Annotated in this window: 15 protein-coding genes and 1 pseudogene; 9 read left to right on the forward strand and 7 right to left on the reverse strand. The window is 34.2% G+C overall.

Annotation, left to right across the window (positions count from 1 at the left end; all coding sequences use genetic code 11):
• Positions 1-510 precede the first annotated feature (510 nt).
• Complete coding sequence (locus ACIQ2L_RS10090) at positions 511-699, forward strand: hypothetical protein (RefSeq protein ID WP_396158363.1); 189 nt, start codon at positions 511-513, stop codon at positions 697-699.
• A pseudogene (locus tag ACIQ2L_RS10095) lies at positions 700-1,866 on the forward strand (alkaline phosphatase family protein); the annotation flags it as partial.
• A 125-nt stretch (positions 1,867-1,991) separates the two neighbouring features.
• Here ACIQ2L_RS10095 and ACIQ2L_RS10100 read toward each other — a convergent pair.
• Entirely contained in the window at positions 1,992-4,181 is a 2,190-nt protein-coding gene (locus ACIQ2L_RS10100) for an ATP-binding protein (RefSeq protein WP_396158365.1), read from the reverse strand.
• Positions 4,182-4,514: 333 nt separating this feature from the next.
• Between ACIQ2L_RS10100 and ACIQ2L_RS10105 the strand changes: the two genes are divergently transcribed.
• The 7 genes from ACIQ2L_RS10105 (at position 4,515) to ACIQ2L_RS10135 (ending at position 9,289) form a co-directional block, all read left to right on the forward strand.
• Complete coding sequence (locus ACIQ2L_RS10105) at positions 4,515-5,357, forward strand: alpha/beta hydrolase family protein (protein WP_396158367.1); 843 nt, start codon at positions 4,515-4,517, stop codon at positions 5,355-5,357.
• A 526-nt stretch (positions 5,358-5,883) separates the two neighbouring features.
• Positions 5,884-6,480, forward strand: a complete 597-nt coding sequence (locus tag ACIQ2L_RS10110) for a Crp/Fnr family transcriptional regulator (protein ID WP_396158369.1) — start codon at positions 5,884-5,886, stop codon at positions 6,478-6,480.
• An 89-nt stretch (positions 6,481-6,569) separates the two neighbouring features.
• On the forward strand, positions 6,570-7,001 hold the full coding sequence (locus tag ACIQ2L_RS10115; protein WP_396158371.1) for a DUF2141 domain-containing protein: 432 nt from the start codon (positions 6,570-6,572) through the stop codon (positions 6,999-7,001).
• A gap of 2 nt (positions 7,002-7,003) precedes the next feature.
• On the forward strand, positions 7,004-7,474 hold the full coding sequence (locus tag ACIQ2L_RS10120; protein ID WP_396158373.1) for an SDR family NAD(P)-dependent oxidoreductase: 471 nt from the start codon (positions 7,004-7,006) through the stop codon (positions 7,472-7,474).
• A gap of 30 nt (positions 7,475-7,504) precedes the next feature.
• Positions 7,505-8,290: an SDR family NAD(P)-dependent oxidoreductase gene (locus ACIQ2L_RS10125; protein ID WP_396158374.1), complete on the forward strand. Its 786-nt coding sequence runs from the start codon at positions 7,505-7,507 to the stop codon at positions 8,288-8,290.
• Positions 8,291-8,339: 49 nt separating this feature from the next.
• On the forward strand, positions 8,340-8,765 hold the full coding sequence (locus tag ACIQ2L_RS10130) for a hypothetical protein (protein WP_396158376.1): 426 nt from the start codon (positions 8,340-8,342) through the stop codon (positions 8,763-8,765).
• A 185-nt stretch (positions 8,766-8,950) separates the two neighbouring features.
• Positions 8,951-9,289 carry a DHCW motif cupin fold protein gene (locus tag ACIQ2L_RS10135; protein ID WP_396158378.1) on the forward strand — a complete coding sequence of 113 codons (339 nt, stop codon included), beginning with the start codon at positions 8,951-8,953 and terminating at the stop codon, positions 9,287-9,289.
• A 123-nt stretch (positions 9,290-9,412) separates the two neighbouring features.
• Here the strand turns inward: ACIQ2L_RS10135 and ACIQ2L_RS10140 are convergent, their stop codons facing one another.
• From ACIQ2L_RS10140 to ACIQ2L_RS10165, 6 genes are all read right to left on the reverse strand, one after another.
• Positions 9,413-10,150, reverse strand: a complete 738-nt coding sequence (locus ACIQ2L_RS10140) for a carboxypeptidase regulatory-like domain-containing protein (protein WP_396158380.1) — start codon at positions 10,148-10,150, stop codon at positions 9,413-9,415.
• A gap of 412 nt (positions 10,151-10,562) precedes the next feature.
• Entirely contained in the window at positions 10,563-11,186 is a 624-nt protein-coding gene (locus ACIQ2L_RS10145) for a Fic/DOC family protein (RefSeq protein ID WP_396158382.1), read from the reverse strand.
• On the reverse strand, positions 11,179-11,400 hold the full coding sequence (locus ACIQ2L_RS10150) for an antitoxin VbhA family protein (protein ID WP_396158384.1): 222 nt from the start codon (positions 11,398-11,400) through the stop codon (positions 11,179-11,181). The genes ACIQ2L_RS10145 and ACIQ2L_RS10150 overlap by 8 nt, the downstream gene beginning before the upstream one ends.
• Before the next feature lie 140 nt (positions 11,401-11,540).
• Complete coding sequence (locus ACIQ2L_RS10155; protein WP_396158386.1) at positions 11,541-12,089, reverse strand: REP-associated tyrosine transposase; 549 nt, start codon at positions 12,087-12,089, stop codon at positions 11,541-11,543.
• Between the two features lie 264 nt (positions 12,090-12,353).
• Complete coding sequence (locus ACIQ2L_RS10160) at positions 12,354-13,553, reverse strand: T9SS type A sorting domain-containing protein (RefSeq protein ID WP_396158388.1); 1,200 nt, start codon at positions 13,551-13,553, stop codon at positions 12,354-12,356.
• Positions 13,554-13,837: 284 nt separating this feature from the next.
• The coding region (locus ACIQ2L_RS10165; RefSeq protein ID WP_396158390.1) for a PhzF family phenazine biosynthesis protein at positions 13,838-14,027 on the reverse strand (190 nt) is incomplete at its 5' end.

Genomic DNA, 14,027 nt, shown 5'->3' on the forward strand with positions numbered 1-14,027 from the left:
TCAAAGTTATATTTTTCTTCAAAAATCGATGGTGATTTCGCTTGTAGTTGCATCACTTTATTGTTTTAGGCATTTCCCTACAAATAATTTTAAATTTATGATTGGGCGTACAAAGATGAAGGTATAAAACAAGTCACGTGTATTTATCGACCTCAGGTTAAGAAATTAATTAAATCCCTTGATCCCTATCAAATATAATCGTTTATGAGGGTTTTTAATAGTTTATTTTATTTTTTCTTACTCCGTTTCCTTACTCCGGAATAATAATTTTTTTCAATTCCCACTATTGGAGAAAGTTACAAATTTGATGCAATGGTAATTTATTTAGCTATCAGAAAAACAATGAGTTAGATTATTTTTTTTAAATATATGTGTTATACAATATTAAAACTAAATTTTGCAAAAAGAATTTCATTGTTAGAAGTATTAGTAAGCCTATTTTTAAACTCTTGTATACCATTGCGAACACCCAATTCTACAACGAATATTAAACCGAAAGAATCATTCCTAGTGGGAAATAATACCCATGGAAAGTTTTCAGCAACAGTCACTAACACGTCTGTCAAGCCTATAACAATATGGAAGTGCCCATTAGAAGGCGGTAATCATTCTCCAATTACACGCTACCATTTAGACACCACAAAAGTAAAAGTTGAAAAGAATACCACCTTGCGAATTGAAAATGACTCCAAGGAGTAAATTTCAATTCAACTTAAGGATGGCGACGCTATACTTCCTGCTAGGCATTTTGCCAATTGGGCTTTTTGGTATAGCAAAACAGGCAGTTTTATTTCGAGTACGTTTTATGGTGAGTCATTACCAAATTGGGTAACCGAATTTAATGCTCAAAAAAGCTATATGAAATACATCAACCAAGGTTGGAATTTATTAAAACCAGCTAGCACCTACGACGAAAGTATGCCCGATGACAATCCCTATGAAAGTAAGTTGTACAAAGTAGACAAACCCGTTTTTCCCTATGACTTAAAAGTTATGTATAATAAAAACGATGCGGGAGTTTTGCGAGTAACCCCTTTTGGAAATGATTATGTAAACGATTTTGCCAGACTAGCCATCGAAAAAGAACAACTAGGAAAAGACGATATTACCGACTTTTTAGCGATAAGTTTTTCTTCTCCTGATTATGTTGGCCACATCCTTGGTCCACGTTCTATGGAGCTACAAGACACGTATTTGCGTTTGGATAATACCATTGCTGATTTTCTAAACTATTTGGACAAAACCGTGGGCAAAGGCAATTATTTGGTGTTCCTAACTGCCGATCATGCCGGTGCAGAGAATGTCAAATATTTAAAAGATAATAAATATGAAGTAACTACTATTGAACCCAAGGAAATTAGAGCTTCATTAAAGAAATTCTCTACCGAGACGTTTGGCGAAGATTTGATACTCAATTACAGTAGTTTCAACTTGTATTTCAACAAAGAAAATAGTAAGACAAAAGGGTTGGAGTTAGCCAAAGTAAAGCAGTCGTTCAAAGATTTTTTAATGACGCAAAACTATGTGAAAAGAGTCTATACCGAAGAAGAAATTCTAGCCAATTCAGGCAACGATTACTATTTGAATTTTATTGCCAAAGGGTATGATGTTACCCAAAATGGCGATTTGGTTATTCTAGACAAACCCGGTTTTATTGAATATGGGGAAACAGGAACATCTCACGGAACTACCTATAGTTATGATACCCATGTACCGCTTATTTTCTATGGTTGGAATATCAAAAAAGGCGAAACCCACGACAAAAAAGTAATCACACAAATAGCACCAACACTGGCACAGAAACTAAAAATCACCATGCCTAATGCAACGGAAAGCGAAGTGCTTTTGGAAGTTTTGGATAAGTAAAACATCCTGATGCCGAATGCTCCTCAAAGACTTCTTTACTTTTTTATGGCTTATCAGTTAGGAGACTTTGTGCAACTCGGGTAAATTAGAGTTTAATTAGTACAACAAAATGCTTGACTAGAATATTAAAGAGAACTTAATGCAACTTTTAATTTTTCAATCTCCAAGGGTTTCATCAAAAAATCATTAAAGTGTAAATTATATTCTTCGTTTTCTTTTGCAGCAATATCAGCCGTAAGACCAAATATAGGTGTTTCTTGGTTTAGATTAGGTAATGTTCTAATGTTTTTGGCAGCTTGGTATCCGTCAAGAACAGGCATGTGAATGTCCATTAGGATATAATCATATTTAGTATGTTGTGATTTATTGGTAGCTTCAAGACCGTCTTTGGCATGATCCGTAATAATGCCCCATTTTGAGAGAAGCTTTAAAGCAATCATGGCATTGATAGCATTGTCCTCTACAAGCAGCACTTTGACGCCAATTATATTATTTTCAAAATTTACTTGTTTATTTTCTTCGGTATTTTTAGATTTCTTCAATTTCAATTCAAAGAAAAATAGTGATCCACTTTCAGGTTTACTTTGAATATTAATTGTGCTTCCATAAAGTTCAATCAGTTTTTTGGTAATGGACAAACCCAAACCTGTTCCGTCTTTTTTTCGGGTGATGCCTGTTTTGACTTGCGAAAAGCTTTCAAAAACTTTATCTATATTCTCTTTTTCAATTCCAATACCAGTATCTGAGACTTTGAATAACAGGGTGTCATAGTTATACGATTGATTCATAACCTTTACTTCTAACTTTATCGAACCGACATCAGTAAATTTGAGCGAATTGTTGACTAAGTTTCCTAAAATTTGAGACATTTTTGTTTCATCATAATAATAGTAATCATGAAGCTCTTTGTCAATTTTTAGTTTGAATTTAATTCCTTTTTCCTTTGCTTGAAAATTGTTGGCGTTCCAAAAATTTTCTAACAGTGATTTCAAATTAGATAATTTCAAATCCAAACTCATTTTGCCCAAATCGAGCTTGGTATAATCTAAAATGTTATTGACAATTTGCATCAAATGATTAGACGAAAATTTTAATGAATCCAATAATACGTTGTCTTCAGGTTTAGTAGTTTCGTTTAAGAGAGTAGCTATAGTGGTAATAGCATTTAAAGGTGTTCGTATTTCATGACTCATGGTTGACAAAAATTCTTGTCTTACTCTAGCAGCTTCTTCTGCTTTATTACTTTTGGCTAGTATGATGGCTTTTTCTTGTTGAAATTGTGCTTCTTTCTGCATAGCCCTCATCTTCACTAAGAAGTCATAGTTTTCTATGGTTTTAATATTCTGAGCATTTAGGACACTTTCTTTTTCATTAACATAATATTCAAGGTATTGTAGGGTTTTGTCTGCATTATTTTCAGTTTTATAGATGGTATAGAATAAGTGAAGTAATTTGATTTTAATCATCGAAATGTTGAATGTATTAGTAATTTCTAATCCATCCCTAGCATTTTTTTTGCTCATTTCAATGTCGTTAATCTCAAAATACAGTTTAGCCAATTTGGTATAAGCCATTACCAATCCTAGTTTCTCTCCCATTTCTGAATGAATGGCTATGGCTTCATTAAAATCGGCTATGGCTTCGGTATATTTTTTTTGGGCAAAATACACCTTTCCTCTGCCATATATGGCAAAACCAAGACCTCTTACATCTTTTGTCTTTTGTTTGATTTCAATAGATTTTAAGATATAGTTTGTAGCTTCTTGAATTTTATTTTTTTTGATGTAAATGCCCGATAAATTATTATAAGCATTCGATTCAAGATTTAATTCTTTTACCTTTTTGGCAGCTTTTATGGCATTTTTTAGTGATTGAATGGCTTTTTGTACATCACCAGTAAAGTCATAAACAGTAGCTAATGACTTTTCGCATTTTGAAATATTATGATGGTCGTTAAGATTTTTATATACAATAAGTGCATCTATCAGATATACTACACCCATTTGAAAGTTATTTGTTTTATAATAAAACCCAGCAATATTATACTTGGCGTCGGCTATTCCTTTTTCGTCACCCAGCTTTTCATATAGTTTGATACTTTTTTGAGACAACTTATAGGCATCTTCATTCTTGCCTGTGATCATGTAGTAAAGGGATAGTTGGGTAAATGAACGCGCTTTTAAGTCATCAATATTATGTTCTATACACAATCTAAGCGCTTTATTGGTCAAATTAATACTTTCTTTAAGGTTGTTAACCCTTACAGTATAGGATTCTTCTAGAAGAATATTAATTTCGTTTCTGATTTCTTTCATATAATTATGACCACAATTTGTTTTGCAAGTAATCTTCAAACCTATACAGTATTATCAATCAATTTTTTTCCATTCATACCAAAAATAATAAAAAAATAATGTTTTCGTTCATTTTGATAAATATAATACAATAGTATTCGTGCTCAAGTGTTAAGAGTTGCCTAGTTACATTTACAGAAAATAAGTTTTTCTTACAACTATTTGGATATATTTGTTAGTAGTATGTGAAGCTTTTTTCACAATATGAGATTAGTGGCAAGTTTGTCCGAGAGAAGATTAAACCTTTTTCGATGAGAACAGTCTATTTACATACATTTATAAAAATTTAGTTTTATGAGAATATTGATATTATTATTGTCATTGTTTTTTCTCTCTTGCGACAAGGACAATAAGACAGAACAGCATACAAATTCGGCTTACAGAATTACAAAGTCCATTATATATAACAATGTTAATGTTGATATTATTATTGATAAACCTGTTAACAATGAAGTAGATGTATTGATTACCTATCATGGCACTGTGCAAAGTGATAGTAATATATTACCTGCTGCCGAAAATACACTCAATCAATTTAAAAATATTTTATACCGACAAGATATGATGATTGTTAGTGTAGCGCATCCGCAACTTAATATTCTTTTTGGTGATAATATCAATCAAGCAGAAGCTGCTTTGCTATGGGTAAAGCACTCAGCAAATCAAGAATTAGGAATTACGGTTAAAAAAATATTTCTAGCAGGGCATTCACAAGGCGGTTATTTAGTTACTCGTCTTAATACTATGCATGAAACCAACGGAGTAATTGCAAATGCGCCTGGGCCTTTAAATTTGGTGTTTAGATGTCAATTAGAAGAAAATGGGCAAACTCCTGCAAGTTATGTTTGCGATAATATTAGAAATGTATATGGAACTACAGCTGCAAATTCTAATGCATATTATCAAAGGTCATTATTGAACTTTACAAATGGCTTTAAATCGGATATATTATTTGTACAAGGATTAGATGATATGGCAATTCAAATGTATTCTTGGCCAACATTTAAGCAAGATGTATTAAATTGTACAAATTGCATGGACCGACAATTTGTTGAAATAACTGGAGCTGGACATGGAGCAATTTTTGAAAGCCAAACAGCAAAAACTGAATTTAATAATTTTATAAATAACCACTAATGATACAACTTACTGATAACAGCTAAGATTTCGTTTAGGCCCTATGTCAATCAACGAAACCTGTCTTGAACGGAGTTATTATAGAAAAATTTAAGGGGATTTAGCATCCTCTTTTTTTTTGGAGAAATTTCAACTAGTTTTTTTGTGTTTTGCAACACTTGTTCACGAATGGATTTGGTAACACTAGGGTAGATTTACTAATAATACGTTTTTCTTACTACTATTTTAATATATTTGTTTGGAAGGATGTGAAGATTTTTCACAGTCTGAATTTATAAGTTATTTTAAACAACTTTTTAAAAAGTCAATTATGAATAATAAAGCACTTGTTAGATCAAATATCATAATTGGAAATACAGGAGCTTTATTGACAACTTCATCATGAAAAGAGGGAGGAAACCAGCACGATAATCAATAGAGCCATCGGTGGTAACGTGCTAAGGCGCCTGAAGTTGCAAATTAACTACAACAGCGAAATGGTAAAATTTGAAAATTCCGGTGTAATATTATAAAAAAAAACAGAAAAATGAATCCGTTTGTTACTTTCTTAAAACATTACATTGACCTGACCTCAATGGAAATAGAATCAATTGAGAATACCTTGGAAAAGAAGTCTTTCAAAGCTGGGGAAATTGTTCTTAAGGAAAAATCCATTTGTAAACATATTACGTTCTTGGTTTACGGTAAGGCGCGTTCTTATTTCATCAATCACGAAGGGCAAGAGTTTACATGGAGTCTTCATTTTAATGACAAAGATTCCAAATTTGAGAATTACTTTTTACTCGATTACAACAGCTTCCTTTCCAAGTCACCAACACATCTTACAATCGAAGTTATTGAAGACATTGAAGTCATTATGCTTAGTTACGAAAACCTTCAAAACTTCATGGCAACCTCTTTAAAAATTGCAACATTGAATAACAGAATGTCAGAAATCGCATATCAAAATGTACATAATAGAGCGTTCTCACTATTAACACTAACCGCTAAAGAAAGATACTTGCAACTCTTAAAAGAAGAACCCTATTTATTAAATAAGTTTAAGCATTATCTTATTGCCTCTTATTTAGGTATTGCTCCTCAAAGTCTTAGCAGGTTGCGAAATGAGATTGTTAAATCCTAATAATTTATTTCTTCACAAATGTGAATGCATAGCATTTTACCGTTTTTCATCTTTGTATCATAATTTTAAATTAACAAAAGATGCAAATCATGAAATTAGCAACACTCGCATTTGGGCTAATCATAGCCCTTGGAGTTCATGGGCAAGAAGCTGTGAACACCAAAAAACTTTCAATTAAAATTTCAAATATCCAAAGTAAGGGAAAGATACTTTATGTTGGAATTTATCGCGAAGGAGACGAATTTCCGGAATTTAACAAGTACTGGAAAAACTCAAAAGTGACTACAAAAAGCAATGAAGTGACTATTGAATTTGATGTTCCTTACGGAGATTATGCCGTGGCTGTTTCACATGACTTAAATGGAAATGGGAAACTCGACAAAAACCTTTTTGGATATCCGAAAGAGCCATTTGGTTTTTCTAATAATTACAAACCTAAACTTTCAAGTCCGAATTTTTCAGATTGCAAGTTTTCGTATACGCAACAAAGTAATTCAATAATGATTAAACTCATTGACTAATCATGCAAGAGGTAGCAATAATTGCCGGTGCATCGGGTGGAATTGGTTACGAAATAGCCCTATTATTTGCCCAAAAAAAAATCGATATTTTGATAGTGGCTAAAAGTAAGCGAAAATTAGAAAAAATTAAAAGTGCTATCGAGCAACAATACAACATTACCGTTTTTTGCGTAGCAACCGATGTAGCTACCAGCGAAGGATTTGTCGACATTAACAACTTTGTAATTACCAATAATCTCACGGTAAACTATTTAGTAAACAATGCCGGTTTTGGCGACTATGGATTTTTTACTGAACGCAGTATGGAAAAATACTCAGAAATGTTAGGGCTTAAAATCACTAGCTTGACGGAGCTAACCTATTATTATGCTAAGCAAATGATTAAAAATGGTAAAGGCAGAATTTTGAACGTAGCATCCAATGCCGGCATCCAGTTTTTCAAACTGCAAGTGTTTGTTTATGCTACAAAGTAATTCAATAACCATTAAACTCATTGACTAATTATGAAAGAAGTAGCAATAATAACTGGCGCATCGGGCGGAATTGGTTACGAAATAGCCCTGTTATTTGCCCAACAAAAAATGGATATAGTGATTGTGGCTAGAAACGAGAAAAAATTAGAAAATATCAAAAGTGCTATCGAGCAACAGTACAACAATATCGTTTTTTGCGTAGCAACCGATTTAGCTACCAGCGAGGGAATTGTTGACATTAACCACTGTGTAAATACCAATGAACTTTCGGTAAACTATTTAGTAAACAATGCCGGTTTTGGCGACTATGGCTTTTTTACGGAACGCAGTATGGAAAAATACTCAGAAATGTTAGGGCTTAACATCATTAGCGTAACGGAGCTAACCTATTATTATGCTAAGCAAATGATTAAAAATGGTAAAGGCAGAATTTTGAATGTAGCTTCTACAGCTGGCATTCAACCTGATCCTTATTTTGCTGTATATGGCGCTTCAAAAGCTTATGTGATTAGCTTAACAGAGGCAATTCATAAAGAATTTGAAAACACCAGAGTTACTGCCACTGTACTGTCGCCTGGTGCAACAAAAACTAAATTTATGGAAAGAGCCGATATGTCTGACGCAAAGCTTTATGAGAGTGGTGTAATGTCTGCCAAAAAAGTGGCCCAAGTTGGTTTCGATGGAATGATGAGAGGAAGTCTGCATGTAATACCTGGCTTCAAAAATAAACTACTCGCATTTTTCTCAAGTATTATGCCTTCAAGCAAATTACGGCTTAACATCGCGGCTAAGGTAATGGGCCGAAATGACCAATAAAAGTTAGTAAAAAAACGGTATATTAGTAAACAACAAAAAATAGAGTATTATGACAAGAGAAACAAAAAAGACAAGCGGCTTTATCCTTTTAACTGTGCCTTCTATTATTTATGGGGGCTATTTTTTGCTTACCATTTTGAGTGGTCAGCAAGAATATTTAGCGTTAACCCATTTTCAAAAATCGATGTTTCGTGCCGGGCATGCCCATGCTGGAGTTTTGGTAATTCTTGCACTAGTAGCCCAAATTTTCACAGACTATTCTTCATTATCAGGAAGCTGGAAATGGATTTCGCGACTGTCATTTCCCATTGCGGCTATTGCCATAAGTTTAGGATTTTTTGCAGCAGCCATAGGAAAGCAAATTAATGAACCAACAGCACTCATTGTAATTTTATATATTGGTATGGCGATTTTAACATTGGGACTTTTAACATTGGCGATAGGTTTGATAAGAGAAAAGAAAACCGCCTCATAACTGCAAACAAAGATAGTGTCCGGTATTTTGCACTATTTTAATCTAGTTAAAATTTCTTAATGCTAGTTGTACGTGGGACGGAAACGACTGCTCCTTGCAAAATCACAAATTTTTATGGAGCTTTACAACCCAAAGGTAAATCAAACTGAAATTAAAAACGCGACACATAAATTAACTGTAAAAAGATGAGTACTATTCCCTTTCAGACAATAGATTGGAATTCAGTTGAGAAAATCGAATACAAAGGCGAAGCAGGAATTGCAATTTGGCAAACAATCCAATTTAATGGGCTTAGAGTAAGAATTGTAGAATATTCAGAAGGATATTTAGCAGACCACTGGTGCAAAAAAGGGCACATTGTACATTGCTTAGAAGGAGCATTTGTAAGCGAATTAAGTACAGGCGAAAAAATTAAACTAGCCAAAGGGGAAACTTATATTGTATCAGATGAACTTAGTTCACATCGTTCTGTTTCCAAAAATGGTGTCAAGCTTCTTATTATTGACGGAGATTTTTTAAAATAAAAACCGAATGTTAGTAATAACATCTCTACAGGTTCAAGCGTCACGTTCCTACTTTATAACATTTACCACGCGAAAGGATTGCTTCGCCAGTCGCTTCGCTCAAGTCGCACGTCAGCGGTGATTTTAAGGCACTATAAAAGCAGCAGCAGGTACGGTATTTGCATTCAAATTTGGAAAAATTCTTCTGTTAAATTCAGGACTGTCGTAAGCATTATCCCAAAATGAATCACCGTAAGCTCTAACATAAACTTGTTGTCCGGAGGTAAATCCTGCACTAACCAACTCGGTTGCTAAAATTGTTTTTTCAAAAGGATTAATTTGTGATGTAAATACTGGAGAATAATAAGAATAGTTCGTAGCACTTACCGATTGACTAGTTGATAAAAAGTAACGAATGTAGCGGCGATTAGCAGCACTGCCTCCAGGGTTGGTACTCATGGATAACACTACTTGATTGGCAGAGGTACTCGCTGTAATACCGGTGATATTGGTGGTGGAAACTTGTCCTAGCGATGGGGTTGCTGTTAATGCAGTGGCTTGACCATTGGTTCCATGTACCACACCAAATTTTTTATACGTACCGTATCCGTTTTTTGTATATTCGAGTGTGTAGGTACCAAAAGGAACATTGCTAAGTACAAATTTTCCTTCGGCATCAGTTACGGCGGAAATCAGGGGCATGGTTCCTAAAACGCTTACAGTCATATTTGATAGATCCACTAGATTTGTAGATTCATTATATAAATTAACAGATCCGCTGATATTTGCTCTAGTGGCGGCAGCAGGACTGTCATCATCGCTGTTGCAAGAAGTTATGAATAAAATCAAAATAAAACTCCAAGAGAAAGGTAATAATTTCATAGTATTTACTTCTTAGTTCTTTGATAGGATGTGTTTTATTTTACAACAACCATCCGATTTACAAATTTATATTTTTTTTAAATGTTTGAAAATATTTTTAATACCCGCAAATAAAAAACCGATAGCGCGTTTTTGCAATCCGTGCCTACAATAAACATCAAATAAAATATATATTAATTCTTCCTGTTTTATAATGCCTTTTCTCTGCCTGCTCAACTTTATGGGCAGGGATTGCTTTGTCAGTTCGCTGCGCTCGGGTGTAAATCCACTATCGGGTTTTTAGACAGTTTGATGGTTCGAAGATTTGCGAATTGGCGGATTTGGAACTTCAACCTGTCGACTTGCAACAAAGGTTATATTGAAAACGGAACGTACAAGTACCTCTTCAAACCGCCATTTTGCAAATGTGCTGTTATGCACCGTTCTTCTTTTTTTTATTAGTGTCAATTAGTTCAAACATCAACTCTGTTAATGTCTTCACGTCACTTTCAATAGTTCCTTTCATATATCGTTCGTAAACACTTTTGTTGTCTGGTGGGTTGAGATTTAATGTCAAGCTTTTATCCAAAGCCAACATTCTTAAAAATTCTCTTTGTGTTCGTCCGTTGCCTTCTCTAAATGGGTGTAAATAGTTTATGTTATCTAAAATTTCTGCTAATTTTTCGGCTAACATTTTTTTGTTGTCTTTTGGAATTTTCTTGAACTCGGCAATTAACTGGTCAATGTATCTAAAAGCATTGTCAAAGTGTGAAGTTGGGAAGAATTGTTTACCGTCTTTGCTGATTTCAACTGTCCGCTTTTTTCCTGCCCAAACGTATATGTCCTGAAATAAATACCTGTGAATTTCAAAAAGGTTCTCAATACCTTTTATTTTAATAGGGTGTTCGTAAAGTTCTTGAAGTCGTTTTGTTACCGCACCGCTCTCAACAAAGAGCAATACATCGGGATCAGTAATGTCTTGTAAATTCCTTAAAAATCCTGTGTTGGGGTCAGAATAGGTGAAGTCAGGGTCTATGTATTTGTAGAAATTAGACATAGGCTTTTTGTTTGGCGAATGCCACAAATTCAGTTAGTGATATTTTTCCTGTCACATAGTCCCTAATTATTTCAATACCCTTAGGTGTTGGTTTAAAGCCTTCGAACATATTACTACCCAAAGCGTTTGCAGTGCTTTCTAAGGTTTTCAAGTCCGAGAACTTAACTCCCATTATTGTAAGATTAATTCTATCTATTTCAATTGTGTTAAACATATTTTTCAGTCTTAAATTCTTTTCAAATTTACAAAATATTTGGGTCTAATCGTTTGTTTTATGTCGTTTTAGAATGGCGCACAATGTCAGTTCGTCTAAAAACCTCCAGCTAGTGCGAGCATCTTGCTCGTGCCCACAAACTAATTTAAATCAATTTCCAATATTGTCTGATCATTGTTTCCATAATTCCTTGCACTACTATATTTCCAATCAATTGGGTCTGTTACAAATCCTGTTTCGACTGGATTATAATGTAAGTAATTTAACTTTTGTTCAAATACTTTTAATGACCCTATTTCAATTGGATTATTATTTTGTTGCCAAAACTGTCTGTGTTTTACATTACTATTCTTTTTACCCGCTCTTTCAAACATCCATAACATCCATTCTCTTCTGCTTTCTTGTGGATTTTCTTCAATAATTTTCAATAATTTTCTAGAGGTAAATCCTTTAAAATCGCGCATTAAACCCGATGGGTCGCCAATTGCTGAACGAAAAATTAAATGAACATGACTTGGCATTATACAATACCCAAATATCTCCATTCCTTTTTCTTTTCTGCAATAATCTAATGATTCTGTAACTATTGAAAAATAACTATCTCGCGTAAAAACGTCTATCCAATTAACTGTTGCAAAGGAAACAAAGTAAGCGCCTTCTCTTTCAGCAAATTTGTATTTTCTACTCATTTTGGACTTATCTAATATCTGTAAAAATAGAAAAAAAGGAAATTAGAGAGTTCTTATTATTCAAAATTTCTTTGCGGGCACGAGCAAGATGCTCGCGCTAGCGGGGCTTCGAGTTTGTTTCCACACCTGACAGGTTTTAAAAACCTGTCAGGTGTTTTGTTATTGCTAGTGCAAGCGTTACGTTCGTACTTTATAACATTTACCACGCGAAAGGATTGCTTCGCCAGTCGCTTCGCTCAAGTCGCGCGTCAGCGGGGGCTGGTTTCATTCCTTAACTACTTTTACTACTTGATTTAATTCCCCCTCTATAATTAAAAAGTAAACACCTTTAGTTAATTCAGCAATATTGATATTGGATATTTCTGAATTTAGTTTCCCGACCAAAATGTTTCTTCCTAGATTATCATATATAGAGAAAATTTTACCTATTAAAACTGCATCTACTTTTATATTCAAAACATTAGAAGCTGGGTTAGGATAAATTTCAATTTTTGAAAGGTCATAATCTTCAATCCCTAAAACCGCATCGCAGTCTGAAAAATAATCCGATATAAATGCTTTTTGAGTAGCATTTATAGAATGTTGAGCAGTTCCTTTTACATGTACCACGTCTCCAGATAAATAAGAATATGCTGTAATTGCTAAACTACCGCTTCCTGCTGTTGTTCCAGTGGTTAATAAACTTCCCGTATATCCTTTATATGTTGCTATAGTGAAGGCAGCGGTTTCTGCTGGTAAAAATGTTGCGCCTACCAAAGAAAGGCCACCATTGTATGGAATTAATTGGTCGTTGATATTGCTTATACTCAAGTATTTTCTTGAAGATAAAGGGTTTGAAACAACATCATAGCCACAGTATGAACTACTGGGGTTAGTAATACCGCTTGGTTTATAAAAATTCCCTAAATGATATTGGAAGTCATTCAAATGAGATACAACAGCACAAACTATATCAATTCTATCATTAGTGTTTTCTATAAAAACACGATTTGCCAAACCAGCACCATTTGAAGTCCCTAAAACTCTGAACTTATAAGGATTTACATTGGTATATCCTTGCAGAATGTTTATAAGATCATTTATCATTTCCAAATCTGGAGCATCACTGTTTTCGGCACAAATATTCCAACTGTTTTGATAACCGGTAGGAGCAACAAGTATATGACACGGAAGCACGGAACCAAATTGCTGTTGAGAAAGCATTGGTGGCCCCGCTAAATTAGAGAGGTTTGCAGAGCCATTACCATGAAGTAATATACACACAGGAAACCCACCAATAGGAACTGGACCAGTAGGAACAGATATATTTATGGGGTAAGTGTATCCACTAGGTTGCAGAGACCAGGTTTTTGTAATGCTAATACTCGTGTTATTAGTTAACACCTGAGAAAAAACTATTGTCGGGCTGGAAAATAAAGCCATGATTAAAGCGATGAAAAGTCTCCTTTTAATAAATGTATCCATTTTTTTGTTTTTATTAAACGGTTTTTTTAACTTGCCCATAACGTTTCCGCGGCTACACGACTGTTGCGAACTTCGTAAACGTTTATTTTCCGTTAAAGATAAAAATTATTGCGAAAGAAAAAGGTGAATGTTGTACATTTTTTGCCATTTCCTATGCTGTTGCAAGCGTCACGTTCGTACTTTATAACATTTACCACGCGAAAGGATTGCTTCGCCAGTCGCTTCGCTCAAGTCGCGCGTCAGCGGGGGAAGTTGTGCAACGGTTACTCGTGTTAGCGGCTGTTTTATTTTTTTAGTTTCCCCTCAATAATTATTTCTACATGACCCCCAATTTCAACTGTATTCTGTAATTGGTTAATAAAAATTTGTCCGCCTCGTTGTGATGCCTGAAATGCAACTAATACATTTTTATTCAATCGTTCTTGCCAAAACTGCCCTAAAACAGAATGGACAGAACCGGTGACAGGGTCTTCG

Origin of the sequence: Flavobacterium sp., assembly GCF_044369455.1 — a bacterium.
GTDB lineage: Bacteria > Bacteroidota > Bacteroidia > Flavobacteriales > Flavobacteriaceae > Flavobacterium.